Genomic DNA, 26,578 nt, shown 5'->3' with positions numbered 1-26,578 from the left:
CGACCAGCGACTTTGTGCCTACGTTCACAAGTGGCTACCGTATTCCCGTACCCCTGCACCGTGGCCCGGCATCGAACCGGACTTCTGCCGGAAGGTCAAGGGGCAGTTTCAGGATCGGTGTGTCGAAACGGTGTTGACGGTGTCGGACGAGGAGGCCAGCGTGGTCGCACGGCGTGGCCGGCGCAATGGCGCGGAGGTTTCGCGAGTGGCGCGGAAGCTCGACGCCGACAACGCACCCACCGCCGAAATGCCCGCGGTCCAGCCGGGGGAACCGGCAGGCGAGCAGGTGCGGGCCAAGTCCATCCCGGAGGCGGCCGTCGCCCGCCTGGCGGTCTACCTTCGGGTGCTTTCCGCCATGGCCGAGCAGGGCGCCACCACCGTGGCCAGCGAGGAACTCGCCGGGGTCGCCGGAGTGAACTCGGCCAAGTTGCGCAAGGACCTGTCCTATCTCGGCTCCTACGGCACCCGCGGCGTCGGCTACGACGTGCAGGTGCTCATCGGCCAGATCGAGCGCACCCTCGGCCTGACCCGCCAGCACAAGGTGGCCGTGGTCGGAATCGGGAACCTCGGTCATGCGTTGGCCAATTATGGCGGGTTCCCCGGTCGCGGGTTCCCCGTCGAAGCGCTGTTCGATGTGGACCCGGACCTGGTCGGCGTGCCGGTCGGCGGAATCCCGGTTTCCCACCTCGACGACATCCCGAAGGTGTGCACGGAACGGGGCATCTCGATCGGTGTGATCGCGACGCCCCCGACCGCCGCGCAGTCGGTGTGCGACCGGCTGGTCGCGGGCGGGGTCGGCTGCATCCTGAACTTCGCGCCCGTGGTGCTGCAGGTGCCCGAACACGTCGAGGTGCGGAAGGTGGATCTCGCGGTCGAGCTGCAGATCCTGTCCTTCCACGTGGCACGGCGCGCCGACGATACGAATGGGTCCCACGCGGTGGGCAACGGAATGGTGGTGCGGTAAGAGTGAGCGTCCTGGCTGTCGGGCTTTCGTATCGCACCGCCGACCTGCGGACCCTGGAACGGGTCGCGGTCGGCGCCGAAGAGTTCGGCAAGGTGCTGCACCAGCTGCAACAGGCCCCCCACGTGAACGAGGCGATGCTCGTCTCCTCCTGCAACCGCGTCGAGGTCTACGCGGTCGTGGAGACCTTCCACGGCGGCCTGGCCGAGGTGTCCGAGGTGCTCGCGCAGCACGCCGGATGCGAGGTCGGCGAGCTCTACGACAACCTGTACGTGCACTACGCGGGTGCCGCGGTCGAGCACATCTTCTCCGTCGCCTCCGGCCTGGACTCCATGGTCGTCGGCGAGACCCAGATCCTCGGCCAGATCCGCAACGCCTACGCCACCGCCCGTGAGGCCGGCACCGTCGGCCGCACCCTGCACGAGCTCATCCAGACGACCCTGCGCGTCGGCAAGCGCGTGCACAGCGAGACCGGGCTGGACGCCCTCGGCGCCTCCGTGGTGTCGGCGGCGCTGGCCGAGGTCGAACGCATCGAGGGCAAGCACGCGGTGATCGTCGGTGCCGGTTCGATGGGCGCGCTGTCGGCGGGCCAGCTGAGCAAGGCCGGGATCGGCCGGGTCACCGTGGTGAACCGCACCCTGGACAAGGCGCACCGGCTCGCGGGCAAGGTCACCGGCCTCGGGGTGCCCGCGTCCGCGGCAGGGCTCGACGAGCTCGCCGTCCACCTGGACGCGGCGGACGTCGTGGTCACCTGCACCGGGGCCCAGGACGTGGTGGTGGCGGCCGAGCACGTGCTGCCCCGCGTGGACCGGCCGCTGGTGATCTGCGACCTCGGGCTGCCGAGGGACGTGCACCCGGAGGTCGCCGAGGTGCCCGGGATCCGGGTGGTGGACCTGGAGACGATCCGCACCCGGATGAGGAACGGGGGCACCGGCGCCAGCGAACGTCAGGTCGCCCGGGCCAACGGCATCGTGCTCGACGAGGTGCGCGAGTACCTGGCGGGCCAGCGCAGCGCCGCCGTCACGCCGACCGTGACCGCCCTGCGCAGGCGGGCCGCCGAGGTGGTCGACGCGGAGCTGCTGCGGCTGGACAACCGCCTTCCCGAGCTCGAACCGGCGGTGCGCGAGGAGTTCGCCCGCACCGTCCGCCGGGTGGTCGACAAGCTGCTGCACGCGCCGACGGTGCGGGTCAAGCAGCTCGCGGCCGATCCCCAGGGCACCGACTACGCCAACGCGCTGCGGGAACTGTTCGAACTCGACCCGGCCTCGCCCGCCGTGGTGGCGAGCTCGAACGCCGAGCGCATCCCCAACCTGGACGGTGAAATCCAGTGACACGGACCATCAGGATCGGGACGAGGGGAAGCGCCCTCGCCCTGGCACAGACCGGCATGATCGCCGACGACCTGCGCCGCGCCGGACAGGACGTGGAGATCGTCACGATCACCACGCCCGGCGACCGCTCGCAGGCTCCGGTCTCCGAGATCGGGGTAGGGGTGTTCACCTCGGCCCTGCGCGAGGCCCTGCTGAACAAGCAGGTCGACGTCGCGGTGCACTCGTACAAGGACCTGCCCACGGCGGGGGAGCGCGGGATCGTGCTCGCCGCCGTGCCGCCGCGGGAGGACCCGCGTGACGCGCTCGTCGCGCGGGACGGGCTGACCCTCGGCGAGCTTCCGCCGGGCGCGAGGGTGGGCACCGGCGCGGCGCGGCGCTCGGCCCAGCTGCGTGCGCTCGGCCTCGGGCTCGAGGTGGTGCCGATCCGCGGCAACATCGACACCCGGTTGAGCAAGGTGCACGACGGTGAGCTGGACGCGGTGATCCTCGCCAGAGCGGGTCTGGTCCGCTTGGGCCGGGCCGACGAGATCACCGAGGCGCTGGACCCGATCCAGATGCTGCCGGCGCCCGCGCAGGGGGCGCTCGCGATCGAATGCCGCGTCGACGACGTGGACATCGAACACATGCTCCGGTCCACTTTGGACGACTCGTCCACCAGGGCCGCGGTGACTGCGGAGCGGGCCATGCTGGCCGCGCTCGAAGCCGGTTGCAGTGCCCCGGTGGGCGCGCTGGCGGAAGTGGTGGAGGACCTCGGCGCGGACGGTTCGGTGGTCGAGCGGATCTCGCTGCGCGGGGTCGCCGCCGCCGGGCTCGACGGGGAGTCCGTGGAGATGATCAGGGCATCGGCCGTCGCCGACAAGAGCGAAGCGGAGCGACTCGGCCGGGACCTGGCCGCGGAGCTGCTCGACCTGGGCGCCGGCGCGTTGTCCGGCCCGGGCCGCACCGTGAGTTGACAGAACATTCCGATGGAGAAAGAAACACAATGACCCCCGCGCGGAATACCGCTGGGCGCGTCGCGTTCGTGGGCTCCGGCCCCGGCGACGCCGGATTGCTGACCGTTCGTGCCCAGGAACTGCTGGCCAAGGCCGAGGTCGTGGTGACCGACCCGGATGTGCCCGCCGCCGTGCTGGCCGAAGCCAGTGCCTCCGCCGAGGTGCGGCCCGCCGTCGGGGAACCGGGTGAGGTGGCCAAGGACCTGGCGGGTGAGGCCAAGGCAGGCCGCCTCGTGCTGCGCCTGGTCAGCGGTGACCCGCTGACCCTGCCCGCGGTCGTGGCCGAGGTGCACGCCGTGGCCAAGACCAGCGCCGTCTTCGAGGTCGTTCCCGGGGTTTCCCCCGGCGCGGCCGTGCCCGCCTACGCCGGTATCGCGCTTGGCGGCACGCACGTCGAGGTCGACGTGCGCGGCGGCGAGGTGAACTGGGCCGGTCTGGCCGCCACTCCCGGGCCGATCGTGCTGCACGCCACGTCGAGCCACCTGGCCGAGGCGGCGGGCGCACTGGTCGAGCACGGCCTGCCGTCGACCACGCCGGTCGCGGTGACCTCGAACGGCACCATCAACACGCAGCGCACCGTGGACAGCACGCTGGCCACCCTCACGCAGGACGCCGGTGAGCTGGTCGGCCCGCTCGTGGTGACCATCGGCGAGGCCGCCGGGCAGCGCTCGAAGCTGTCCTGGTGGGAGTCGCGCGCCCTCTACGGCTGGAAGGTCCTGGTGCCGCGCACCAAGGAGCAGGCGGGCGAGATGGCTGAACGGCTTCGCGGCCACGGCGCCACCTCGCACGAGGTGCCCACCATCTCCGTCGAGCCGCCGCGCAGCCCGGCGCAGATGGAGCGGTCCGTCAAGGGCCTGGTCGACGGGCGCTACCAGTGGATCGTGTTCACCTCGGCCAACGCCGTGCGTGCGGTGTGGGAGAAGTTCGAGGAGTTCGGCCTGGACGCCCGCGCGTTCTCCGGCGTGAAGATCGCCTGTGTCGGCGAGTCGACCGCGGAGCGGGTGCGCGCCTTCGGCATCAACCCCGAACTGGTGCCCAAGGGTGAGCAGTCGAGCGAGGGCCTGCTCGCCGAGTTCCCGCCGTACGACGACATCCTGGACCCGGTGAACCGGGTGCTGCTGCCGCGCGCGGACATCGCCACCGAGACGCTGTCGGCGGGCCTGATCGACCGCGGCTGGGAGGTCGACGACGTCACCGCCTACCGCACCGTCCGGGCCGCCCCGCCGCCGGCCGAGACCCGCGAGATGATCAAGACCGGTGGGTTCGACGCGGTGTGCTTCACCTCGTCGTCGACCGTCCGGAACCTGGTCGGCATCGCGGGCAAGCCGCACACCCGGACCCTGGTGGCCTGCATCGGCCCGAAGACCGCGGAGACCGCGGTCGAGTTCGGCCTGCGGGTGGACGTGCAGCCGGAGAAGGCCGACGTGCCGCACCTGGTCGACGCGCTCGCCGCGTACGCGGCGAAGCTGCGTGCCGAGGGCGCGCTGCCGCCGCCGCGCAAGGCCAAGCGCACCCGTCGTTCCTGAGCACGGTCCGCGAAAGTGCCCTCCGCCCCTGTGGTGGAGGGCACTTTCGCGTCCCCGGGGCCGGTCCGGCGCTTCACCGGAGTACCGTCGGCAGGGTGTTTCCCGAGCATCGTCCCCGCAGGTTGCGTGGCACGGCGGCGCTGCGGCGCCTGGTGAGTGAGACCACGCTTCGTCCCCGCCAGCTGATCCTTCCCCTGTTCGTCGCGGAGGGCGCCGACCAGCCGCGGCCCATCGCGAGCATGCCGGGTGTCGTCCAGCACACCCGTGATTCGCTGCGCAAGGCCGCGGTCGACGCGGTCCGCGCGGGCGTGGGCGGCCTGATGCTCTTCGGCGTGCCGGAGGAGCGGGACGCCACCGGCTCCGGCGCGGTCGCCGAGGACGGCGTCCTCAACGTCGCCCTGCGCGATCTTCGTGCCGAACTCGGTGACGACACCGTGCTCATGGCCGACACCTGCCTCGACGAGTTCACCGACCATGGCCACTGCGGCGTGCTCGACTCGTCCGGCGCGGTGGACAACGACGCGACCCTCGAGGTGTACGCCGAGATGGCGGTGGCGCAGGCGGAAGCCGGGGCGCACCTGCTCGGGCCGAGCGGGATGATGGACGGTCAGGTCGGCGTGATCCGCCGCGCCCTCGACGAGGCCGGGTACACCGGCACCGGCATTCTCGCTTACTCGGCGAAGTACGCGAGCGCCTTCTACGGCCCGTTCCGCGAAGCGGTGGACTCGCAGCTCAAGGGCGACCGCAAGAGCTACCAGCAGGACCCGGGCAATGCGCGCGAGGCGCTGCGGGAGATCGAGCTCGACCTCGCCGAGGGCGCCGACGCGATCATGGTCAAGCCCGCGCTGGCCTACCTGGACGTGCTGCGGGCCGCCGCCGAGCTGTCGCCGGTGCCGGTCGCCGCGTACAACATCTCGGGCGAGTACGCGATGGTCGAAGCCGCCGCGGCGAACGGCTGGCTGGACCGGGAGCGCACCATCCTGGAGGTGCTCACCTCGATCCGCCGGGCGGGCGCGGACATGATCCTCACGTACTGGGCGACCGAGGCCGCCGCCTGGCTCGACTGAGCTGTTCCCCGCCGCAAGCGGTGGCAAGTATTGTCTGGGGCGTGAGCGAACCTGAGATCCCGCCCGGTCAGACGCCCGAGCCGGTCGCCCCGCCGACGCCGGTGCGGATCTCCTTCGTGCTGTGGGTCGCCTCCGGGGTCCTGCTGATCGTCAACTACGTGCTCGTCCTGCTGTACCGGCAGCGGATCGTCGACGAGTACCTGAAGACGAACAAGGATCCCCGCGTCAACCGCGACAACCTCACCCACGGCGTCACGATCGCGATGACGCTGGCCCTGATCGCCGCGGTATGCTTCGCCGCGCTGCTGATCCTGTTCGCCTGGAAGGCGCGCCAGGGCACGCGGTCGGCCCGCACGGTGGTGACCGCGCTGTATGTCGCCGTCGTCGTGGTGCAGCTGCTGACGGGGCTGCTGTCGTCGTTGTTCACGGAACTGTCGGCGCTGCTCGGGTTCATCGCGCTGCTGCTGATGTACCTGCCGCGGGTGAGCGGTTACTTCCCGAAGGTCGGCCGTACCCTCCCGTGAGCGAGGCGCGGTATCTCGAGTACGGGGCGAAGTGGCGGGCCCTCTGGTACGGCCCGCTGTTCGCGCTGGCCGGTTTCCTGGTCGAACTGGCGACAGGCAGGCCGCACACGGTCGCCTGGGTACTGGTCGCCCTCGGTCTCGCCGTGATCACCGCGCCGTGGGTGCAGGCCCGCCGTCGGTTCCTCACCGTCCGGGTCACCGGCACCGACCTGTGGCAGGGCCGGGAGCAGGTGCCACTCGAGCAGATCGCCGAGGTCACCGAGGTCGGAGCCCCGGCAGGGGCCCGGGTGCTCGGCGGCGGGTGGAGCGCGCCACGCCAGTACGACGAGCTGCCTCTCCGGCTCACCGACGGCACGGTCGTGATCGCCTGGGCGAAGGACGTGCCCGCGCTCCGCGCCGCGCTGACCGCTGCCCAGGCGCCGGGCACCCCTCGGCCGTGACGGCGGTGGAGATCGTGAGACGCTGGTCTCCGTGAACGAGGTTCAGGCTCAGGCGGCTCAGCTGCACCGGCCGTGGCGGAAACTGGTCGCGGTCGCCGAGGTGCTGGTGGCCGGGGCCGCGGTCTGGCTGGCCTTCCCCTGCTGGCAGCTGGGCGTGAGAAACGTCACGGTCACCTTGAGCGACGGGACGGTCCTGATCTCCACCCGGTACTTCGGCAACTGGATGTCGGCGGCCATCGGACTGGGCATGCTGGCCGCGATCCTGCTGGTCGACGCGGTGCGCGAGGTCATGCTCGGCGCTCGCGTGAAGCGCCGGCGGCGGAATGCGAAGCAGGAGCAGGACGCCCCGAACGACGATTACGTGGCCCACCTGAACGGGGCTTGACAGCCCTTTTGCGAGACTGGAAGTCGTGACGCACGGAGTCGATCAGTCCAAGGCATGGTTCGAACGGGCAGCCGCCGCGACGCCAGGCGGGGTGAACTCGCCGGTTCGCGCCTTCAACTCGGTCGGCGGCACGCCACGGTTCATGGTCCGCGGTGAGGGTCCCTACCTGTGGGACGTCGACGGGAACCGCTACGTGGACCTCGTCTCCTCGTGGGGGCCCATGATCCTCGGTCACGCCCACCCCGAGGTGGTCGCCGCGGCGCGGGCGGCCGCGAGTTCGGGGCTGTCCTTCGGCACCCCGACGACCGGTGAGGTCGAACTCGCCGAGGAGATCATCACGCGGGTCGATCCGGTACACCGGGTCCGCCTGGTGAACTCGGGCACCGAAGCCACGATGAGCGCGATCCGGCTCGCGCGCGGGTTCACCGGCCGCAGCAGGATCATCAAGTTCGCCGGTTGCTACCACGGTCACGTGGATGCCCTGCTCGCCCAGGCCGGCTCCGGGGTCGCCACGCTCGGCCTCCCCACCTCGCCCGGGGTGACCGGCGCGCAGGCGGCCGACACGATCGTCTTGCCCTACAACGACATCGAAGCGGTCCGTCAGTCCTTTGCGGACAATCCGGACTCGATCGCCGCGATCATCACCGAGGCCGCAGCGGGCAACATGGGCGCCGTGGCCCCCGCCGAGGGCTTCAACGCCGCGCTGCTCGACCTCGCCCACGAGCACGGCGCCCTGCTGATCATGGACGAGGTGATGACCGGGTTCCGGGTATCGCGCTCGGGCTGGTACGGCCTCGAATCGGTGCCCGGCGACCTGTACACCTTCGGCAAGGTGATGTCCGGCGGGCTGCCCGCCGCCGCGTTCGGCGGGCGCACCGACGTGATGTCCCGGCTCGCCCCCGGCGGCCCGGTCTACCAGGCGGGCACGCTTTCCGGGAACCCCGTGGCGGTGGCGGCGGGCCTGGCCACCCTCCGCGCCGCGGACGAGGAGGTGTACCGCGCCCTTGACCTCAACTCGCAGCGCCTCGGCGCGCTGTTCACCGACGCGCTCACCGCGGCTGGTGTGCCGCACCACGTCGCCTACGCCGGGAACCTGCTCAGCGTGTTCTTCACCGAGGAACCGGTCCGCAACTACCACGACGCGACCAACTCGCACACCTGGCGCTTCCCGCCGTTCTTCCACGCGCTCCTGGAGCGCGGGGTGTACGGCCCGCCCAGCCCGTTCGAGGCCTGGTTCGTCAACGCCGCCATGGACGACGCCGCGTTCGAGGTGATCGAGGCGGCGCTGCCCGCGGCGGCGGCCGCCGCCGCGGCGGCGGAGGCCGCCCGGTGACCACTATCGTGCACCTCCTCCGGCACGGCGAAGTTCACAACCCGGACGGAATCCTCTACGGCCGTCTGCCCGGATTCCGGCTCTCCGAGCGGGGGCGGCGCCAGGCCCTCACGGTCGCGGAGGCGGTCGCCGGGCACGACATCACGCATGTGGTGGCCTCGCCGCTGGAGCGTGCGCAGGAGACGGCCGCGCCGATCGCCGCCGCGCACCGGCTCGACGTGCACACCGATCCGCGGCTGATCGAGGCGGCGAACGACTTCGAGGGGCAGCGCGTGTCCGTCGGCGACGGCGCCCTGCGCCAGCCCCGGCACTGGCCGAAGCTGCGCAACCCGTTCGTGCCCTCCTGGGGCGAGCCGTACCTGGAGATCGCGCACCGGATGCTCGGGGCCGTCCACCGCGCCCGCGCGGCGGCCGAGGGGCACGAGGCGTTGTGCGTCTCACACCAGCTGCCGATCTGGACGCTGCGCCGCTTCCTCGAAGCGAAACCCCTGTGGCACGACCCCCGTCACCGCCAGTGCTCGCTGGCCTCGCTGACCAGCCTGGTCTTCAACGGGGAGGAGCTGGTCGACATCGTCTACAGCGAGCCGGCCGGTGCCACCGACCCGAAGGTGACCGGGGCATGAAACGGCTGCTCATCGCGCTGCTGGGGCTGGTGCTGCTGGCGGGCTGCTCGACCGGCAAGGACGCGGTCAACCAGGGCAACACCTTCGAGTTCGTCTCGCCCGGCGGGAAGACCGACATCTTCTACAACGGGGACGAGCGCAAGCCCATCCCGAACCTCTCCGGCGAAGACCTGATGAACCAGGGCAAGCAGATCTCGCTCGCGGATTTCGCGGGCAAGGTCACCGTGCTCAACGTCTGGGGCCAGTGGTGCGCCCCGTGCCGCACGGAAGCCCCCGAGCTGGAGAAGCTCTTCCAGCAGAACCAGGCCGCCGGGGTGCAGGTGGTCGGCCTCGACGTGCGGGACGACGACCGGTCCGCGCCACAGGATTTCGTGCGTGATCGTGGCCTCACCTACCCGTCGATCTATGATCCGCCGGGCCGCAGCCTGCTGCGCCTGTCCGGCTATCCGGTGAACGTGGTGCCCTCCACGATCGTGCTGGACCGGCAGCACCGGGTGGCCGCGGTGTACCTGCGCAGCGTCCTGGCCAGCGATATCGCACCGCTGGTGCAGCGGCTGGCCGCGGAATAGGCCCGGCACAGACCCGGCGGTACCCCGCCGCGGGCGCCTCGGCGCGGTGGGGGCCGGATGAGCGGACCCGACGAACTCACACGAAACACACTGCTTACCCTCAGCAGAGTGAACTCCTCCGTGACCGAGCTGGCGACCTCCGGTCCGCTGCTCGTCGCCGCCGGAGTCGCCCTCGTCGCGGGAGCCATCTCGTTTGCCTCCCCGTGCGTCGTACCACTGGTGCCGGGCTACCTCGCTTACCTCGCCGCGCTGGTCGGCGCGGAGGCGCCGGCGGTCAGCGTGGACGAGGGCCGCAAGAAGGGCCGCTACGCCGTGGTCGGCGCGGCCGCCCTGTTCGTGCTCGGGTTCACCGTGGTGTTCGTCGCCGGTATCGGCACCCTGGTCTGGCTCGCCGACGCGATGCTCGGCAACCAGGAGTTGCTGCAGCGTATCGGTGGCGTGGTCACCATCGCGATGGCCCTGGTCTTCCTCGGGTTGTTCCCCGTACTGCAGAAGGACATCCGCTCGCACCGGGTGCCGCGTGGCGGGCTGCTCGGGGCGCCGTTGCTCGGCGCCGTGTTCGGGCTCGGCTGGACGCCGTGCATCGGCCCGACGCTGTCCGGCGTGCTCGCGATGGCCACCGCGACCGGCACCGCCGGTGCGCGGGGCTTCGTCCTCGTCCTCGTCTACTGCCTCGGCCTCGGCCTGCCGTTCCTGCTGATCGCGCTCGGCGCCCGATGGGCCGTACGGGCCACCGACTGGCTGCGGCGGAACGGCCGGCGCGTGCAGCTGTTCGGCGGTGCCCTGCTGCTGGTGGTGGGCGTGCTCCTGGTCACCGGCCTGTGGGGTGAACTGGTGAACTGGCTGCGCAACGCGCTCGTCACGGACACGGTGCTGCCGCTGTGACCGCCACCGAAGCGCCACCGAAGTCACCGGAGCCGCAGAAGCCCTACCGGGCAGGCCCCGTGCGGCAGGCGCTGGCCTTCGTCCGCAACACCTGGCGCGGTCTGACCTCGATGCGGACCGCGCTGATCCTGCTGTTCCTGCTGGCGCTCGCCGCGATGCCCGGCGCGTTGCTGCCGCAGCGCGTGCTCAACGCGCCGAAGACCGACCAGTACATCACCAGCCACGGCTGGTGGGGCACCGTGCTGGACCGCCTGCAGTTCTTCGACGTCTATTCCAGCGTCTGGTTCTCCGCGATCTACCTGCTGCTGCTGGTGTCGCTGGTCGGCTGCCTCACCCCGCGCACCGGCGAGTACCTGCGCGCGATCCGGGCCAAGCCGGTCCTCACCCCGCGCAACCTCTCCCGGATGCCGCACTTCCGTGAAGGCACCGTCGGCCAGAGCGCCGACGAGATGCTCGAGAAGGCCCGCAAACGCCTGCGCGGCTGGCGGATCGCCGAGCGGGACGAGGGCGACGGCGTCCGGTCGATCAGCGCGGAAAAGGGCTACCTGCGGGAGACCGGGAACCTGGTCTTCCACTTCGGCATGCTCGGGCTGATCGTGGCCTTCGCCCTCGGCAAGATGTACAGCTACGAGGGCCAGGTCATCGTCCAGGCCGACGGTTCCCAGTTCTGCAACTCCGGCGTCTTCGCCTACGACACGTTCAACCCCGGGCTGCGCGTCGACGGCACCCGGCTGGACCCGTTCTGCGTCAAGGTCAACGACTTCAACGCGACCTACACCGCGGCGGGCCAGCCGCTGCACTACCGGGCGGACATCCAGTACCAGTCCGGCGCGGACCTGGAGACCGGCAGTTGGCGGCCCTACCAGCTCGAGGTGAACGAGCCGTTGCGGACCGCGGGCGACCGGGTCTACCTGCTCGGCTACGGCTACTCGCCGCGGTTCACCGTCACCTACCCGGACGGGACGACCAGGACGCAGACGACCCAGTGGCGCGCGTCGAACCAGGCCACGATGCTGTCCGAGGGCGCCACGAAATTCGATCCCCCCGGCGTGACGGACGCGGCCGAGCGGCGCACCAGGCAACTGGCGATCACCGGGCTGTTCGCGCCCTCGTCGCTGCTGCACGGCGGGATCCTGACCTCCACCGGCCCCGCGCTGGACAACCCGATGGTCGCGATCGACGTGATGCGCGGCGATCTCGGGCTCGACTCCGGCCGCAGCCAGTCGATCTTCTCCATCGACCAGTCGATGGTGAACGACGGCAGGCTCAAGCGCGTGGCGCGCAAGAACCTCGCGGTCGGGGAGTCCCTCACCCTCGACGACGGCACCAAGGTGAGCTTCGACGGGGTCCAGAAGTACGCGTCGCTGCAGGTTTCGCACGACCCCACGCAGGACTACGTGCTGGTCTTCGCGATCGCGATGCTGCTCGGTCTCGGGGCGTCCTTGCTGGTCAAGCGGCGCCGGGTGTGGCTGCGCGTCCGCCCTGCGGACGGCGGCGAAAAAGGTACGGTGGTGCAGGTGGCTGGACTCGCCCGCACCGACCAGGCGGGATACGGGGAGGAGTTCACGCGCATGGCGGACGAGTTCCTCACTGAGGGAAAGAGGAAGTAGGCATGCCGATCAACGAGACGCTGTCCCGGTACAGCGACTGGTCGTACACCACCGCGACGGCGATCTACGTACTGGCGCTGCTGTTTTTCCTGATCGAGCAGTCCTTCGGCGTCAAGAGCCGCCGTGCCGCCGAGCGCGCCGGGGTCCGCACCCGCGAACTGGTCGGGGCGGGTGGCCCTGACGCCACCGAGGTCACCATGGGCACCGGGACCGATGCCCCGGCGGTGACGCCCCCGGCGCTGCCCACGGGCCGTGCCGAGCGGATCGGCCGGATGGGCGCCGCGCTGACCGTGCTCGGCGTTCTGCTGCACCTGGCCGCGCTGGTGCTCCGCGGGTTCGCGACCGATCGCGCGCCGTGGGGCAACATGTACGAGTACATCATGCTGGCGACCTTCATCGGCATGGCGACCTGGCTGCTGGTGATCAAGAAGTTCCCGGTGCGGCACCTGTCCGGGTTCATGATGCTGCCGATCGTCATCCTGATGTTCATCAACGGCACGCTGCTCTACGCGACCGCCGCCCCGGTGCAGCCCGCGCTCCAGTCGTACTGGCTGGTCATCCACGTGTCCGCGGCCGCCATCTCGTCCGGCATCTTCCTGGTCCCGGGTGTGGCCAGCATCCTGTACCTGATCCGCCAGTCGCACGAGCAGAACCCGGCCCGCTTCGCGAAGTTCGCCGGCCGCCTGCCCGCCGCCGACGTGCTGGACCGGGTCGCCTACCGCACCACCGTGCTCGCCTTCCCGCTGTTCACCTTCGGCGTGCTCTGCGGCGCCGTCTGGGCGGAGTCGGCCTGGGGCCGGTTCTGGGGCTGGGACCCCAAGGAGACCACCGCCTTCGTGGCCTGGGTGATCTACGCGGCCTACCTGCACTCGCGGGCCACCGCCGGCTGGCGGGGCGGCCGCGCCGCCGTGATCAACATCTTCGGGTTCGCCGCGACCGTGTTCAACCTGTTCTTCATCAACCTGGTCACCGCGGGCCTGCATTCCTACGCCGGGGTGGGCTGATGACGCCACCGCAGTCGCGGGGAGAGTCTTATTTTTCGGACGAGAGCACCGACTCCACGCCTTATCCGGGGCCGGTGCCTTCGTCGTACCCGCCACCGCCTCCCCAGGGGCAGGACCCCAACCTGCCCCCGCTCCAGCCGCAGTACCCGCCTCTGCCGCAGCCCTCGCGGCCCGCGGCCTATCAGGGACAGCCCGTGCCCCAGCCGAAGCGCGCACCGGTGTCGGGCTGGCGCAAGGCGGTGTACCTGGGCACCGGCAAGCTCATCAACCCGGGGGAGAGCCCGGCCGAACGGCGGCAGCGTGAACTCGCCCGGCGGATCAACCAGCCGCTGCGGGGTTCGTTCAAGATCGGGATGCTGAGCCTCAAGGGCGGGGTGGGCAAGACCACGATCACCACCACCCTCGGAGCCACCTTCGCCTCGCTGCGGGGCGACCGCGTGATCGCGGTGGACGCGAACCCCGACCGGGGAACGCTCTCGCAGAAGATCCCGATCGAAACCACGGCCACGGTGCGGCACCTGCTCCGTGACGTGGACAAGATCACGCGGTACAGCGACGTGCGGGCCTACACCTCGCAGGGCGGCAGCCGGCTGGAGATCCTCGCCAGCGAGCAGGACCCGGCGGTGTCGGAGGCCTTCTCGGAAACCGACTACCTGCGCGTGATCGGCCTGCTGGAGCACTACTACAACATCGTGCTCACCGACTGCGGGACCGGCCTGATGCATTCGGCCATGAAGGGTGTCCTCGACCTCGCGGACGCGCTGGTCGTGGTCTCGTCCGGCTCGGTGGACGGCGCCACCAGCGCCTCGGCCACCATCGACTGGCTGGAGGCGCACGGCTACCGCGATCTGGTCCTGCGGTCGCTGGTGGTGATCAATTCGGTGCGGCCGAACGCGGGCTCCGTCGATTTGGACCGGCTCGCCGCGCATTTCTCGGCGCGCGTGCGCGCCGTGTGCCGTATTCCGTTCGACCCGCACCTGGAAGAAGGGGCCGAGATCGAACTCGAGCGCCTGGCTCCCCAGACGCGTACCGCGTTGCTGGAACTCGCGGCGGCGATGGCCGACGCGTTCCCCGGCAAGATCTGACCGCGCTCAGTCCTCGTCCTGGCGGCGCTGCCGCTCACTGAGGGAACGCAGGAACTCGGGGTCGTCGTCCGGGGCGACGGGAGCCCTGCGGGAGGACACGCCAACCCGTTCCGGTGCGAAGGCTCGCCACATCAGGACGGCGATGGTGAGCGCTCCGATCGCTGCGAGCAGGTAGATCATGCTCGCCCCCTTCCGGTGCCGTGTTGCGCGATGCTACCGCCTGTGAGGGTAGCCCTTTTGCCCGGTTTCCGGGCGGGGTCGTCCCCGGGCGGTGGCGCCCCCGCGCCCGCGGCGGCCTGCGGAACGTGCCGTCCGGCCGCCGGGCCGCGGGGCAGCTGGCGGCGCGTCAGCCGCGGGTGGGTTCGCTGGCGTCGGTGGTGAGTTCGGCCAGCAGCGCGTTGACCTCGGATTCACGGAACCGGCGGTGTCCACCGGGGGTGCGGATCGAGCCGATCCGGCCCGCGGTCGCCCAGCGGGTCACGGTCTTGGGGTCCACACGGAACAGTGCGGCGACTTCACCGGGAGTGAGGAGCCGCCCTCCTACGGTCGCGGTCATTTTCCGCCTCCTTAACGACCTCACTGCTACAACCGGAGGCAATTCGCCTCCGGAAAAAACAACGCGGCAATCGTTGCATCTCACCCGCCAGGTACTCGAACGGTTGTCGGAGAGTAAAGAGGTAGTAAGGGACAAAACGCCCAGTCTCCGCGGCGCTATGGTGGCGGGGTGGACGTAGTCGATCGCAAGATCATCGCCGCGTTGCGGCTGAACGGCAGGGCGACCTACGCGGAGCTCGGCAGAACCGTCGGCCTGTCGGCGTCCTCCGTGCACGAGCGGGTCGGCAAGCTCGAAAGCGCCGGGGTGATCACGGGATACCACGCGATGGTCAATCCGAGTGCCGTCGGGCTCGGGGTCACCGCACTGGTGGGCATCCAGCCCACCGACACCGCCGAGGACGACGACGTCGCGAAGGCGCTGGCCGCGTTGCCCGAGGTGGAAAGCTGCTATGGCGTGGCCGGGGACGAGGCCTTCGTGGTGCAGGTGCGGGTGCCGACGGTGGACGATCTGGAACGCACGCTGGGCAGGCTCCGCCGGATCGACGGCGTCGCCAGGACCAGGACCACGGTGGTGCTGTCCACGCGGTTCGAGGGGCGACCCAACAACAGCGGACTCGACGGCGCGTAGCCTTGAAGGCCGTGAGTGAAACACCGCCCCGGCTGGCCCGTGACCTGACGCTGTACCTGCTCGCGCGGTTCGGGTTGATCGTCGTCGTCGCGGCCGTGCTGATCCTGGTCAAGGTGCCGTTCCTGGTCGCACTGGCGATCGGGATCGTGGTCGGCCTGCCGGTGGGCCTGCTCGCCTTCCGCGGTCTCAACGCCCGGGTCACCGCGGGCCTGGCGAAGCGCAACGAACGACGTGCCCGGCAGCGCGCCGAGCTGCGGGCGCAGCTGCGCGACGATCATCCGCAGGACGAGGAGCCCGTGAGCGGTGACACCGCCGGCTCCTCGACGGGCGACGGGGACAAGGCTGCATGAACCGGGCCTGGGTCCGGGAGGCGATCCGGCTGCTCGAGGCCGACGCCAACCGCAGCGCCGACACGCATCTGCACGTCTTCCCGCTGCCGCCGGACTGGGGGATCGACCTCTACCTCAAGGACGAGTCCGTTCACCCCACCGGCTCACTCAAGCACCGGCTGGCGCGTTCGCTGCTGCTCTACGGCCTGGTCAACGGGCAGATCGGGCCCGACACCGTGCTCATCGAGGCCTCCAGCGGCTCGACCGCCGTGTCGGAGGCCTACTTCGCCCGCATGCTCGGGCTGGAGTTCATCTCCGTGGTGCCTCGCAAGACCAGCGCGGAGAAGGTCCAGCTGATCGAGTTCTACGGTGGTCGATGTCACTTTGTCGACATTCCGGCGAAGATGTACGAGGAGGCCGAGCGCCTGGCCGCCGAATGCAACGGTCACTACCTCGACCAGTTCACCTACGCGGAGCGGGCGACGGACTGGCGGGGCAACAACAACATCGCCGAGTCCGTGTTCACGCAGATGAAGGCCGAGCGGCATCCGATCCCGTCCTGGATCGTGGTCGGCGCGGGCACCGGCGGCACCAGCGCCACCTTCGGCCGGTACGTGCGGTACCGGCGGCACACCACGAAGGTCTGCGTGGTCGACCCGGAGAACTCGGCGTTCTACGGCGGCTGGGAGACCGGTGCGCCCGACTACACCACCGGGATGCCGTCCCGGATCGAGGGCATCGGCAGGCCACGGGTGGAACCGTCGTTCGTCCCCGCGGTGATCGACGAGATGATCCAGGTGCCCGATGCCGGATCGCTGGCCGCGATCCGCTTCCTGCGCCAGCGCACCGGGTACTGGGCGGGCGGCTCCACCGGAACGAATCTGTACGGCGCCTTCCAGTTGATCGCACGCATGCTGGCCGCCGGGCAGGCCGGCAGCGTGGTCACGCTCCTGTGCGATGGCGGCGAGCGGTACGCGCGCACCTACTACGACGACCAGTGGCTGGCCGAGCACGGCCTCGACATCGAGCCGCACCTGGCCGTCATGGACGAGTTCCTCGCCACCGGCCGCTGGACCACCGCCTGAGGCTCCAGGGCAAAAATTTTCTCTAGCCGAGGGCGAGGGCGATCGCGGTGAGCACCGACCACGCCAGCATGACGAGTCCGGTGTCGCGCAGCACGGGGATCAGGCCGGGGCCGGTGCCGCCCCCGGTGATCGCCTTCACCGGGGTGACCAGCAGGACCGCGGTGACCAGCGAGATCAGCGCGAGCGGGTGGGCAATGCCGAGCAGGATGGTGACCAGGTACGGCACGCCGACCAGCAGCAGGTAGAACCGCCGGGTGCCGGTGTCGCCCAGCCGGACGGCCAGGGTGTTCTTCCCCACCTCGCGGTCGGTGGGGATGTCGCGGAGGTTGTTCGCGGTCAGCACGGCCGTGGAGAAGCAGCCGACCGCGACCGCGCAGCCCACGGCGGGCCAGCTGACGGTCCCGGCCTGCACGTAGACGGTGCCGAGCACGGCGGCGAGGCCGAAGAACACGAAGACGGCGATCTCACCCAGTCCCGAGTAGCCGTAGGGCTTCTTGCCGCCCGTGTAGAACCACGCGCCGAACAGGCACACGGCCCCCATCAGCAGCAGCCACCAGCGGCCACTGAGGATCACCAGTGCGAGGCCGAGCAGCCCGGCGACGCCGAGCGAGGTGAGTGCGGCGGCCAGCACGGCCTTGGGGGCGGCGGCCCCGGAACCGACGAGCCGCAGCGGCCCGACGCGGTTCTCGTCGGTCCCGCGGATCCCGTCCGAGTAGTCGTTGGCGAAGTTCACGCCGATGATCAGGGCCAGCGCGACCAGCAGGGCGAGGAGCGACTTCCACCAGGAGAACGCATCGATCCCGATCGCCGCGCCCACGCCGGCCACGACCGGGGCCACCGCATTGGGCAGCGTCCGGGGGCGGGCCCCCTCGATCCACTGAGTCACTGTCGCCATATCACCCATTCTGGTGGACGGCGGTCAGTCCCTGGCGGGCGGCACGCCCCGGTGCGCTGCGGGTAGCTTCCGTCACGCCTGCGGTGAGGCGCCGGAGAACCGGGCGGTGACGGCCTGGCGGTCCACCTTGCCGGGGCCCCGCAGTGGCAGCGCCTCGACGAATTCGAACCGTTTCGGCACGGCCGGTGCGCCGAGGGCGGCCCGCACCGCGGCACGGAGGTCCTCGGCGCTGGGCCCGCCGCCCTCACGCACCACGGCCGCGGCGACCAACTGGCCCCACTCCTGGTCCGGCACGCCCACCACGCAGGCCTCGCGCACCCCGGGGACGGCGCCGAGCGCGCGCTCCACGGCGGCCGCCGACACCTTGACCCCGCCCGTGTTGATCAGGTCGTCGATGCGGCCGAGCACGGTCAGCCTGCCCCCGGTCAGCTCGCCGCGGTCGCCGGTGCGGAACCAGCCGTCCGCGAACGCTTGCGCGGTCAGGTCGGGGCGGAGCCGGTAGCCGTGCGCGAGCACCGGTCCCGCGATCAGTACCCGCCCGTCTCCGGCGATCTCGACCGTCACGCCGTCCAGCGGGACCCCGTCGTACACGCAGCCGCTGGCCGTTTCGCTCATCCCGTACGAGGGCACGATCGCCACCCCGGCCTCGGCCGCCCGCTCCCGCAGCCCGGCCGAAGTCGCCGCGGCGCCGATGATGACCGCGTCGAACGCGCGGGCGGCGGCCAGCCCCGGCCCGCCCGCGTCGAGCAGGCGCGTCAGCTGGGTGGGGACCAGCGCGGTGTACCGAGGACCGTCGGCGCGCAGGATGTCCGCGGCGGCCTCGGCGAACTTCTCGGCGCGGAATCCGCCGGGGGGCAGCACCGCGAGTTCCGTTCCGGCGATCAGCGTGCGGACGACCACCTGCAGCCCGCCGATGTACTGGGCCGGCGTGGCCAGCAGCCAGTGACCGGGACCGCCGAGCCGGGTGTGCGTCGCGGTGGCCGAGGCGAGAAGGGCGTTCGCGGACAGCAGCACCCCCTTCGGCTCCCCGGTGGAGCCCGAGGTGGCGATGATCACGGCGGTGCCGGGTTCCACCGGCTCCTCCGGCGCCATGGCCGTGAGCAGCCCCTCGGACCCGGAGGCCAGCGGCAGGACCGTACGGCCCCCGTCCAGCGCTTCCGCCAGCGCCGACCGCAGCTCGGCGATCGAGCCCGGCCGGTCGGTCCACACCTCGCGCATGCGGGCCTTCAGTAGTAGTACGGGTAGTCGGAGAAGTCGGGGTCCCGCTTCTGGAGGAACGCGTCCCGGCCCTCGACCGCCTCGTCCTGCATGTAGGCCAGCCTGGTGGTTTCGCCCGCGAACAGCTGCTGGCCGACCAGGCCGTCGTCGAGCAGGTTGAAGGCGTACTTGAGCATCCGCTGCGCGGTCGGCGACTTGCCGACGATCTCCCAGCCCCACTGCAGCGCCTCGGCTTCGAGCGAGGCGTGCGGGATGGCCGCGTTCACCGCGCCCATCGCATGCATCTGCTCGGCGGTGTACTCGCGCCCGAGGAAGAAGATCTCGCGGGCGAACTTCTGCCCCACCTGCCTCGCGAGGTAGGCCGAGCCGTAGCCGCCGTCGAACGAGCCCACGTCGGCGTCGGTCTGCTTGAACCGGGCGTGTTCGAGCGAGGCGAGGGTGAGGTCGCACACCGCGTGCAGCGAGTGGCCGCCGCCGGCCGCCCAGCCGGGCACCACCGCGATGACCACCTTCGGCATGAACCGGATGAGCCGCTGGACCTCCAGGATGTGCAGGCGGCCCGCCCGCGCCGGGTCCACCGTGTCGGAGGTCTCGCCACTCGCGTACTGATAGCCGGAGCGTCCCCGAATACGCTGGTCACCACCGGAGCAGAACGCCCAGCCGCCGTCCTTCGGCGACGGCCCGTTGCCGGTGAGCAGGACGCAGCCGACGTCCGGGCTCATCCTCGCGTGGTCGAGCGCGCGGTAGAGCTCGTCGACGGTGTGCGGCCGGAACGCGTTGCGGACCTCGGGGCGGTCGAACGCGATGCGCACGACGCGCTTACCCGAGCGTGCCTCGGCGGAGCGGTGGTAGGTGATGTCGGTGAAGCTGAAACCCTCGACCTCGGTCCACGCGGTCGGGTCTAACAGCTCGGAAACCTGGGCGTCATGCACGTTTGGGAGAATAGGACGTGTGGCCATGATGACGGACGACGCACCAGGAGGCGCCTGGTGAATCCGTCCACGGCGCAGGCCAAGGTCATCATCGACGAGCTCGTCCGCAACACCGTCTCCCATGTGGTGCTCTCGCCGGGTTCACGCAACGCACCGCTGTCGCTCGCGCTGCACGACGCCGCCGCGGCGGGCAGGCTCCAGCTGCACGTCCGCATCGACGAGCGGGGCGCAGGCTTCCTCGCGCTGGGGATCGCCGCCCGTACCGGCCGCCCGGTCGCCGTGGTCTGCACCTCGGGCACCGCCGCCGCCAACTTCCACCCCGCGGTACTGGAAGCGGACCGGGCGGGGGTGCCGCTGATCGTGCTGACCGCCGACCGCCCGCCCGAGCTGCGCGCGGCCGGGGCGAACCAGGTGATCAACCAGCAGCGGCTCTACGGGGACGCGGTGCGGTATTTCGACGAGCTCGCCGTCGCCGAACGCCGGGCCGGGCAGAACGCCTACTGGCGCAGCCAGGTGTGCCGCGCGTGGAACGCGGCCTACGGGGAGTGGCGTTGCGGGCCGGTGCACCTGAACATCCCGTTCCGCGAGCCGCTGGTGCCCGACGGCGACGACGAGTGGTTCGAGTCGCTGGAGGGGCGGCCCGGCGGCGCGCGCTGGACCGAACTGCCCGACTTCGGAGCGCTCCCCTCGTTCGTGGTGCCCTCCGCCAGGACCGGGCTGGTCATCGCCTGCGACAGCGGGGTCCGGGCGGCGAGCGAATGGGCCGAGCAGCACGGCTGGCCGGTGGTGTCGGAGACCGGCGGGCTGGGGCTGTCCGGGTCGACCGCGATCGCCAGCGGGATCTGGCTGCTGGGGGCCGAGGAGTTCATCGCGCGGCACCGGCCCGAACAGGTCCTGTGCATCGGGCGGCCCACCGTGTTCCGGCAGGTGCAGGCGTTGCTGTCGGACGCCGACGTGGAGGTGCTGCTGGTGCGGCCGGACGCGGACTGGCCCGCGCCCGCGCACAACGTCCGCCAGGTCGGGCAGTGGTTCGACGCGCCGACCAAACCCGCGGACCCGGAGTGGCTGGCGAGCTGGCAACGGGCGGACGGCGCCGCCTCGGAGGCGGTCGCCCGCGCGTTGCGGAAGGAGCCGTGGCCGAGCGGCCTGCGGGTGGCGGCGGAGCTGGTGGACGCGGTGCCCACGGATTCGCTGCTCGTCGTGGGTTCGTCCAACCCGGCCCGTGACGTGGCGCTGGCGGGGCGTATCCGGCCGGACATCCTGGTCCACCGCAACCGCGGTGTCGCCGGGATCGACGGGACGGTGTCCACCGCGCTGGGCGCCGCGACGGTCCACCGAGGTCCTTCCTACGCGCTGCTCGGGGACCTCACATTCCTGCACGACGTCAACGCGTTGCTCGCCGGTGACCGCCCCGACCTCACGATCGTCGTGCTCAACGACGACGGCGGCGGCATCTTCTCGCTGCTGGAACAGGGCGCCCCCGAGCACGGGGACGCCTTCGAGCAGGTGTTCGGCACCCCGCACGGGGCCGATCTGGGCGCGCTGTGCGCCGGTTTCCACGTGCCGCACGTGGTGGCCGGGAGCCTGGCGGAGTTCCGCGAGGCGCTCGCCCCGGCACCGGGCCTGCGCGTGGTCGAAGTACGGGTGGACCGGTCCCGCCATCGCGATCTGCACGGGCGGATGCGCGCGGCCGTCTCCGGTGCCCTGGGGCGCACTTTTACGTAAAAGTGCGATATCCGGCGGAGCGTGCTAGGCCATTCGGGCGTATCTGCCGGTAAGACCCTTCTTATGGCTGTATCCGGTTGGTTGTTTTCCGGTTACTTTCGCCGCCATGCGTCTGCGAACCCATGCGGGCCTGGGGGCAATCGCCACGGGCATCGCGAGCGTCCTTCTCGCCAGCACCGCCACCGCCGCGCCGGCCCCGGGCTCCTCCGGGGTCGGCGATCCCTACTACCCCTACGCCGGAAACGGCGGATACGACGTCGCGCACTACGACATCCGCCTGACCTACCAGCCCGCGACCGACCTGCTGTCCGGCACCACGACCATCCTCGCCACCACTACCCAGGACCTGAGCAGCTTCGACCTCGACTTCGGCCTGCACGTCAACTCGATCCGCGTCGACAACCTGCCCGCCACCTTCCACGTCGACCCCAAGGAGTCGGGCGAGCTCGTCGTCACCCCGGCCCGGCCGCTGGAAAAGGGCCGGATGATCACCGTGGTGGTGAACTACGCGGACACCCCGTCCAAGGTCGTCATCGACGGTTACACGGCTTGGAAGAAGACCGCCGACGGCGCGCTCGCGGTCGACGAGCCGCAGAGCTCCCAGTGGTGGTTCCCGGCCAGCGACCACCCGACGGACAAGGCGACCTACGACGTCTCGGTCGAGGTGCCGGACAGCGTCGCCGCGCTGTCCAACGGCACGCTGGTCCGGCGCACCCAGCAGCGGGCTGGGTGGACCCGCTGGTACTGGCGCAGCACGCGGCCGCAGGCCACCTACCTGGCCACGCTGGAGGTCGGGAAGTTCGAGATCAACCAGTCGGCCACCCCCGACGGCAAGCCGTTCATCACCGCCTACGACCCGGCCATCGGCGATTCGCTGGACGCCGCGAAGGCCAGCGTCGAGCGCACCCCGGAGATCGACGAGTTCCTCGCCACCCAGTTCGGCCCCTATCCGTTCGAGGCACAGGGCGGAGTCGTCTCGCCGGGGCTGTCCTTCGCGCTCGAAGCGCAGACCCGCCCGGTCTACAGCGGCAAGTTCTTCCGGGCCGGGAGCAACACCTCCGTGGTGGCGCACGAGAACGCGCACCAGTGGTTCGGGGACGCGGTTTCGCTGGGGCGCTGGAGCGACATCTGGCTCAACGAGGGATTCGCCTCGTACGCCGAGTACCTGTGGGCGGAGCACGAGGGCGAGGGCACGCCGGCCGAACTCGCGCAATACGTCTACGACTCCTACCCGGCCGACAACGCCTTCTGGCAGGTGCTGCCCGGTGATCCGGGCGCGGCCAAGCAGTTCGACGACGCCGTGTACGACCGCGGGGCGATGGCCTTGCAGGCCCTGCGCACCACCGTCGGCGACGCCGCGTTCTTCACGATCCTGAAGACGTGGGTGGCCGAGCACAAGGGCGGCTCGGCGCGCATCGAGCAGTTCATCGCGCTGGCCGAACGGGTTTCCGGCCGCTCGCTGCACGAGTTGTTCACCACCTGGCTGTTCACCAAGGGCAAGCCCGCCGTCGGCCCGAACGGGGCGGCCCCGTTCCGCACCCAGGGGCAGCCCAAGGCGTACGCCAAGATCAAGAGCACCCACGAGTCGCTGGCGCAGGCCCGCCAGTACTGACGCCCGCCCGTGTTCCACGCTCAGCCCGTTGCCGGACTCGCGTGGCTGGGCGTGGGACACGGGAGGACCTCTATGCTCGGTGCCGTGACGACCAGCGAACGACGGCAGCGCTTCGCGCGCCGTGTCCTGCTCGGCGTCGCGGGGCTGCTCACCGCGCTCTGCGTCGGTCTGCTGCTCGCCGCCATCCGCAACGACCAGGCCATTTCCGGTCATCTCGGGGTGACCACCGCCGACGTGAACGCGGTGTCCTGGGACCGCGCGATCATCCGGTTCGAGACGCCGGACGGCGTCGTGCACATCCCCGCGAACGGGGTGCTCTACCCGAGCGGGCTGGCCGCGGGCGATCTGGTGCGCGTCGAATACGACACCACCAATCCGGAGCTGGCCAGGGTCGCGGGCCGGACCGCCGTGCGGACCCTGCTGCCGCTGGGGAGCACGGTGCTGGTCACCTGGCTGGTGGCGGGTTCGCTGCTGTGGTGGATGCGCCACCGGGCGCGGCAGCAGACCGCGATGGCCGCCGCCGCCCTGCCCGGCCAGTAGCGGGTTACCGGGTCAGTGACGTCACTGACGTCACGGACGTCACTGAGGTCCGTAGGGACCCGGCTGCTGCTGCGGGTATCCACCCGGTTGCTGCTGCTGGGGGTAACCAGCCGGGGGCATCTGCTGCTGCATGCCGGGCACGCCCGGCATTCCGGCCTGCGGCTGGGGCGCCATCATCTGCTGCTGGGCCACGGGAGTGGGCGCCACCGCCTGCTGGGCGTTCATCTCCTGCACCTGCATGGCCTGCGCCTTGGTGAGCTTGTTCGTGGCCCCGCAGAACGTGCACACGGTGAAGTAGCGCGACGCGATCGGGAACAGCGGGATGAAGAACAGCGTGAACTTCGTGACCGCGCGGCGCAGCGCGTGCGCGGTGGGGTTGTTGCACTGGGTGCAGAGGTAGGTCGCGGTGGTCAGGTCGTGGACCTTGCGCCGGTAGCCGTAGATGATCACTTGTGCTCCAGGTCTTCGCAGGGGACGCGTGCTGAGACGCCGAACCCTACGGGAGCGTTCCGCCGTTGTGTGAGTGAATAACGATCTCGGCTGTTTTTGCGGACGTTTGCGTCTTACATCCGATTTTCGGCTCTGCGGGCCGAATCCTGCCACCATGAGAGCACCTGCTCGGCCACACTCGGCGCGGCGACGAGCAAGCCGTCCGCGGGCAGTGCGGTGCCCTCGCCGTGACGGTCCAGCACCACGGCGCCCGCCTCGATGGCGAGCGCGACCGAACCTGCCACGTCCCATTCGTGGTAGCTGTGCAGCACCGCGGCCGCCGCGTGGCCGAGCGCGACCTGGGCGATCGACAGTGCCGCCGAGCCGAGCACGCGAACCCCGGCATGGGCCTCGGCGGCGCGCTCGATGAACCCGCCCATGCCCGGCCACGGTCCCTTGCGCGCCAGTTCGGTGCAGACGATCGCGCCCGCGGTGCCGTCACGGTCCAGCAGGCGCACCGGCCGGCCGTTGGCTCGTGCGCCGCGGCCGCGGGCGGCCGCGTAGATCTGGCCGCGATAGGGATCGGCGACCACCCCGACCACCGGTCCGGAGGCGTCCACCAGCGCGAGGCTGTAGGCGCACCAGGGCACCCCGGCGACGTAGTTCGCGGTGCCGTCCACCGGGTCGACCACCCACCGGTACGGCGCCTGCTGGGCGCCGACGTCCGCACCGTATTCCTCGCCGACGACGGGGATTCCGGGGAATTCGGTGGTCAGCACGCGGCGCGTGTGCCGTTCGAGGGTCCGATCGGTGTCGGTGACCCAGTCGAAGGGGGAGTCCCTGACGTCCGGATGCGCGCCGCGCCCGGCGGTCGCGGTGATCACGTCCGTGGCGTCGTTGGCCAGCCGGCCCGCTACTTCGAGCGCTCGCGACAGCAGGCCGGGCTCGACCGGCTGGGACGGGCGCGCGGATAAGAGGGTCATGCTCGCCTAGTGTGGCGGTGCCGAGTGTATGGAACGCTACGGCGAGATGAAGTGTGTCACCCTCTCAGCCCAATCGGGTGCCGTCTTTCGGGCGCCCGGCGGGGGGTTCGAGAAGTTCCGGCAGCGTTAGCGCACTGGTTACACGGCCTTCTCCCGGCGAACCGGACCGGATGGGACCTTCGGGTGGTGCGCGTCGCCATCGTCACCGAAAGCTTCCTCCCGCAGGTGAACGGCGTGACCAACTCCGTGCTCCGCGTGGTGGAACACCTGCGCGACCGCGGCCACGAGGTGCTCGTGGTCGCGCCGGGGCTGACCGGCCCGCTCGAGTACCGGGGGGCGCCGGTGGTCCGGATCCCGGCGGTGGACCTGCCGGTGGTCAACTCGCTGCCGATCGGGTTGCCGACGCGGACCGTGCTGACCGCGCTGACCGCCTTCCGGCCCGATGTGGTGCACCTGGCTTCGCCGTTCGTGGTGGGGGCGAGGGGGCTGGCCGCGGCGCGGCGCCTGCGGGTGCCCGCGGTCGCGGTCTACCAGACCGATATCGCCGGTTTCGCCACGGCATACGGCCTCCGCCTCGGTGCCAGGGCCGCCTGGCGCTGGGTGCGCAGGCTGCACTCCAAGGCCGACCGCACGCTCGCCCCGTCGACGCATTCCGTGGAAGCGCTGCGCGAGCAGGGCATTCCGCGGGTCCACAGATGGGGAAGAGGGGTCGACGTCGACCGGTTCTCCCCGGCGCACGCCGATCCGGAACTGCGGGCGCGGCTCGCGCCGCACGGCGAGCTCCTGGTCGGATTCGTGGGCAGGCTCGCACCGGAGAAGGAGGTCGACCGGCTGGTGGCGCTGGCCGGGATGCCCGGGGTGCGGGTGGTCGTGGTCGGGGACGGCCCGGAACTGCCCGCGTTGCGGGAACGGCTGCCGGGGGCGGCGTTTCTCGGTGCGCTTTACGACGACGAGTTGTCGGCCGCATACGCCAGCCTCGACGTGTTCGTCCACACGGGACCGTACGAGACGTTCTGCCAGGCGGTGCAGGAGGCGATGGCCTCCGGGCTCCCGGTGCTGGCGCCGGATGCGGGCGGACCGAAGGATCTCGTGCTGCCCGGGCGGACCGGTCACCTGCTGCCCGCCGACCGGGTGGGTTTCGAGCGCGAACTCGTGAGGCGCGTGGGCGAGCTGCGCGATCCGGAACTGCGGGCGCGGTTCGGCCGCAAGGCCCGGCGGGTGGTGCTCGGGCGCACCTGGCCCGCGGTGTGCGCGGAGCTCGTCGGGCACTACCAGGCCGTGACCGAGCGCGTGGCGCGCGCCGCCTGAGCGC

The 26,578-nt window shown here is 71.0% G+C and carries 29 protein-coding genes; 22 read left to right on the top strand and 7 right to left on the bottom strand.

Annotation, left to right across the window (positions count from 1 at the left end; all coding sequences use genetic code 11):
* The first annotated feature begins 160 nt into the window (after positions 1-160).
* The 15 genes from ORV05_RS30810 to ORV05_RS30740 all read left to right on the top strand — a co-directional run bounded on the left by ORV05_RS30810 (position 161) and on the right by ORV05_RS30740 (position 14,335).
* Positions 161-964: a redox-sensing transcriptional repressor Rex gene (locus ORV05_RS30810; protein ID WP_268759974.1), complete on the top strand. Its 804-nt coding sequence runs from the start codon at positions 161-163 to the stop codon at positions 962-964.
* A gap of 2 nt (positions 965-966) precedes the next feature.
* Positions 967-2,292 (top strand): glutamyl-tRNA reductase, encoded by a 1,326-nt coding sequence (locus tag ORV05_RS30805; protein WP_268755418.1) that lies wholly within the window; start codon positions 967-969, stop codon positions 2,290-2,292.
* A complete protein-coding gene (gene hemC, locus ORV05_RS30800) occupies positions 2,289-3,245 on the top strand; it encodes a hydroxymethylbilane synthase (protein ID WP_268755417.1) in 957 nt (318 codons plus the stop codon). The genes ORV05_RS30805 and hemC overlap by 4 nt, the downstream gene beginning before the upstream one ends.
* Positions 3,246-3,274: 29 nt before the next feature.
* Positions 3,275-4,810, top strand: a complete 1,536-nt coding sequence (locus tag ORV05_RS30795) for a bifunctional uroporphyrinogen-III C-methyltransferase/uroporphyrinogen-III synthase (protein ID WP_268755416.1) — start codon at positions 3,275-3,277, stop codon at positions 4,808-4,810.
* Between the two features lie 95 nt (positions 4,811-4,905).
* Positions 4,906-5,877, top strand: coding sequence for a porphobilinogen synthase (gene hemB, locus ORV05_RS30790; RefSeq protein WP_268755415.1), 972 nt, complete (start codon positions 4,906-4,908; stop codon positions 5,875-5,877).
* 41 nt (positions 5,878-5,918) lie between these two features.
* On the top strand, positions 5,919-6,401 hold the full coding sequence (locus ORV05_RS30785; protein ID WP_268755414.1) for a hypothetical protein: 483 nt from the start codon (positions 5,919-5,921) through the stop codon (positions 6,399-6,401).
* Complete coding sequence (locus ORV05_RS30780; protein ID WP_268755413.1) at positions 6,398-6,841, top strand: DUF3093 family protein; 444 nt, start codon at positions 6,398-6,400, stop codon at positions 6,839-6,841. Before ORV05_RS30785 ends, ORV05_RS30780 begins: the two co-directional genes overlap by 4 nt.
* A 31-nt stretch (positions 6,842-6,872) precedes the next feature.
* A complete protein-coding gene (locus ORV05_RS30775) occupies positions 6,873-7,226 on the top strand; it encodes a hypothetical protein (RefSeq protein WP_268755412.1) in 354 nt (117 codons plus the stop codon).
* Between the two features lie 25 nt (positions 7,227-7,251).
* The gene (gene hemL / locus ORV05_RS30770; RefSeq protein WP_268755411.1) at positions 7,252-8,559 is read left to right on the top strand and encodes a glutamate-1-semialdehyde 2,1-aminomutase; all 1,308 of its coding nucleotides are present in this window, start codon (positions 7,252-7,254) and stop codon (positions 8,557-8,559) included.
* Positions 8,556-9,182 carry a histidine phosphatase family protein gene (locus ORV05_RS30765; RefSeq protein WP_268755410.1) on the top strand — a complete coding sequence of 209 codons (627 nt, stop codon included), beginning with the start codon at positions 8,556-8,558 and terminating at the stop codon, positions 9,180-9,182. The genes hemL and ORV05_RS30765 overlap by 4 nt, the downstream gene beginning before the upstream one ends.
* Complete coding sequence (locus tag ORV05_RS30760) at positions 9,179-9,751, top strand: TlpA family protein disulfide reductase (protein ID WP_268755409.1); 573 nt, start codon at positions 9,179-9,181, stop codon at positions 9,749-9,751. The genes ORV05_RS30765 and ORV05_RS30760 overlap by 4 nt, the downstream gene beginning before the upstream one ends.
* Positions 9,752-9,808: 57 nt before the next feature.
* Positions 9,809-10,636: a cytochrome c biogenesis CcdA family protein gene (locus tag ORV05_RS30755; protein ID WP_268755408.1), complete on the top strand. Its 828-nt coding sequence runs from the start codon at positions 9,809-9,811 to the stop codon at positions 10,634-10,636.
* On the top strand, positions 10,633-12,246 hold the full coding sequence (gene resB / locus ORV05_RS30750; protein ID WP_268755407.1) for a cytochrome c biogenesis protein ResB: 1,614 nt from the start codon (positions 10,633-10,635) through the stop codon (positions 12,244-12,246). The genes ORV05_RS30755 and resB overlap by 4 nt, the downstream gene beginning before the upstream one ends.
* A 2-nt stretch (positions 12,247-12,248) precedes the next feature.
* Positions 12,249-13,250 (top strand): c-type cytochrome biogenesis protein CcsB, encoded by a 1,002-nt coding sequence (gene ccsB, locus ORV05_RS30745; protein WP_268755406.1) that lies wholly within the window; start codon positions 12,249-12,251, stop codon positions 13,248-13,250.
* Positions 13,250-14,335 (top strand): MinD/ParA family ATP-binding protein, encoded by a 1,086-nt coding sequence (locus tag ORV05_RS30740; RefSeq protein WP_268755405.1) that lies wholly within the window; start codon positions 13,250-13,252, stop codon positions 14,333-14,335. Before ccsB ends, ORV05_RS30740 begins: the two co-directional genes overlap by 1 nt.
* Positions 14,336-14,341: 6 nt before the next feature.
* Here ORV05_RS30740 and ORV05_RS30735 read toward each other — a convergent pair whose 3' ends face one another.
* Positions 14,342-14,515 carry a hypothetical protein gene (locus tag ORV05_RS30735; RefSeq protein WP_268755404.1) on the bottom strand — a complete coding sequence of 58 codons (174 nt, stop codon included), beginning with the start codon at positions 14,513-14,515 and terminating at the stop codon, positions 14,342-14,344.
* Between the two features lie 166 nt (positions 14,516-14,681).
* Positions 14,682-14,891 carry a BldC family transcriptional regulator gene (locus tag ORV05_RS30730; protein WP_144590062.1) on the bottom strand — a complete coding sequence of 70 codons (210 nt, stop codon included), beginning with the start codon at positions 14,889-14,891 and terminating at the stop codon, positions 14,682-14,684.
* A 168-nt stretch (positions 14,892-15,059) separates the two neighbouring features.
* Between ORV05_RS30730 and ORV05_RS30725 the strand changes: the two genes are divergently transcribed.
* The 3 genes from ORV05_RS30725 to cds1 are packed head-to-tail and all read left to right on the top strand — an operon-like array spanning position 15,060 to position 16,932.
* Entirely contained in the window at positions 15,060-15,518 is a 459-nt protein-coding gene (locus ORV05_RS30725) for an Lrp/AsnC family transcriptional regulator (RefSeq protein ID WP_144590061.1), read from the top strand.
* A gap of 11 nt (positions 15,519-15,529) precedes the next feature.
* Positions 15,530-15,868 carry a DUF4229 domain-containing protein gene (locus ORV05_RS30720; protein ID WP_268755403.1) on the top strand — a complete coding sequence of 113 codons (339 nt, stop codon included), beginning with the start codon at positions 15,530-15,532 and terminating at the stop codon, positions 15,866-15,868.
* The gene (gene cds1 / locus ORV05_RS30715) at positions 15,865-16,932 is read left to right on the top strand and encodes an L-cysteine desulfhydrase Cds1 (protein ID WP_268755402.1); all 1,068 of its coding nucleotides are present in this window, start codon (positions 15,865-15,867) and stop codon (positions 16,930-16,932) included. The genes ORV05_RS30720 and cds1 overlap by 4 nt, the downstream gene beginning before the upstream one ends.
* Before the next feature lie 22 nt (positions 16,933-16,954).
* Here cds1 and ORV05_RS30710 read toward each other — a convergent pair whose 3' ends face one another.
* The 3 genes from ORV05_RS30710 to ORV05_RS30700 form a co-directional block, all read right to left on the bottom strand.
* Positions 16,955-17,827, bottom strand: a complete 873-nt coding sequence (locus ORV05_RS30710) for a 1,4-dihydroxy-2-naphthoate polyprenyltransferase (RefSeq protein ID WP_268755401.1) — start codon at positions 17,825-17,827, stop codon at positions 16,955-16,957.
* A 72-nt stretch (positions 17,828-17,899) separates the two neighbouring features.
* Positions 17,900-19,045 (bottom strand): o-succinylbenzoate--CoA ligase, encoded by a 1,146-nt coding sequence (menE, locus tag ORV05_RS30705; RefSeq protein WP_268755400.1) that lies wholly within the window; start codon positions 19,043-19,045, stop codon positions 17,900-17,902.
* 8 nt (positions 19,046-19,053) lie between these two features.
* On the bottom strand, positions 19,054-19,977 hold the full coding sequence (locus ORV05_RS30700; protein ID WP_268755399.1) for a 1,4-dihydroxy-2-naphthoyl-CoA synthase: 924 nt from the start codon (positions 19,975-19,977) through the stop codon (positions 19,054-19,056).
* 57 nt (positions 19,978-20,034) lie between these two features.
* Here ORV05_RS30700 and menD point away from each other — a divergent pair, with 57 nt between their 5' ends.
* The 3 genes from menD (at position 20,035) to ORV05_RS30685 (ending at position 23,854) form a co-directional block, all read left to right on the top strand.
* A complete protein-coding gene (menD, locus tag ORV05_RS30695) occupies positions 20,035-21,702 on the top strand; it encodes a 2-succinyl-5-enolpyruvyl-6-hydroxy-3-cyclohexene-1-carboxylic-acid synthase (protein ID WP_268755398.1) in 1,668 nt (555 codons plus the stop codon).
* A 106-nt stretch (positions 21,703-21,808) separates the two neighbouring features.
* On the top strand, positions 21,809-23,314 hold the full coding sequence (locus ORV05_RS30690) for a M1 family metallopeptidase (RefSeq protein ID WP_268755397.1): 1,506 nt from the start codon (positions 21,809-21,811) through the stop codon (positions 23,312-23,314).
* Positions 23,315-23,386: 72 nt separating this feature from the next.
* Positions 23,387-23,854 carry a DUF3592 domain-containing protein gene (locus ORV05_RS30685; protein ID WP_268755396.1) on the top strand — a complete coding sequence of 156 codons (468 nt, stop codon included), beginning with the start codon at positions 23,387-23,389 and terminating at the stop codon, positions 23,852-23,854.
* 39 nt (positions 23,855-23,893) lie between these two features.
* Here the strand turns inward: ORV05_RS30685 and ORV05_RS30680 are convergent, their stop codons facing one another.
* Both ORV05_RS30680 and ORV05_RS30675 read right to left on the bottom strand, forming a co-directional pair.
* On the bottom strand, positions 23,894-24,304 hold the full coding sequence (locus ORV05_RS30680; RefSeq protein WP_268755395.1) for a zinc-ribbon domain-containing protein: 411 nt from the start codon (positions 24,302-24,304) through the stop codon (positions 23,894-23,896).
* A gap of 113 nt (positions 24,305-24,417) precedes the next feature.
* Positions 24,418-25,266 carry an inositol monophosphatase family protein gene (locus tag ORV05_RS30675; protein WP_268755394.1) on the bottom strand — a complete coding sequence of 283 codons (849 nt, stop codon included), beginning with the start codon at positions 25,264-25,266 and terminating at the stop codon, positions 24,418-24,420.
* A gap of 186 nt (positions 25,267-25,452) precedes the next feature.
* Between ORV05_RS30675 and ORV05_RS30670 the strand changes: the two genes are divergently transcribed.
* Entirely contained in the window at positions 25,453-26,574 is a 1,122-nt protein-coding gene (locus ORV05_RS30670; protein WP_268755393.1) for a glycosyltransferase family 4 protein, read from the top strand.
* Positions 26,575-26,578: the final 4 nt, after the last annotated feature.

Source organism: Amycolatopsis cynarae (genome assembly GCF_026802195.1).
In the GTDB taxonomy this organism is placed as follows: domain Bacteria; phylum Actinomycetota; class Actinomycetes; order Mycobacteriales; family Pseudonocardiaceae; genus Amycolatopsis_E; species Amycolatopsis_E rhizosphaerae.
This window is presented reverse-complemented; position numbering and strand designations above follow the sequence as displayed.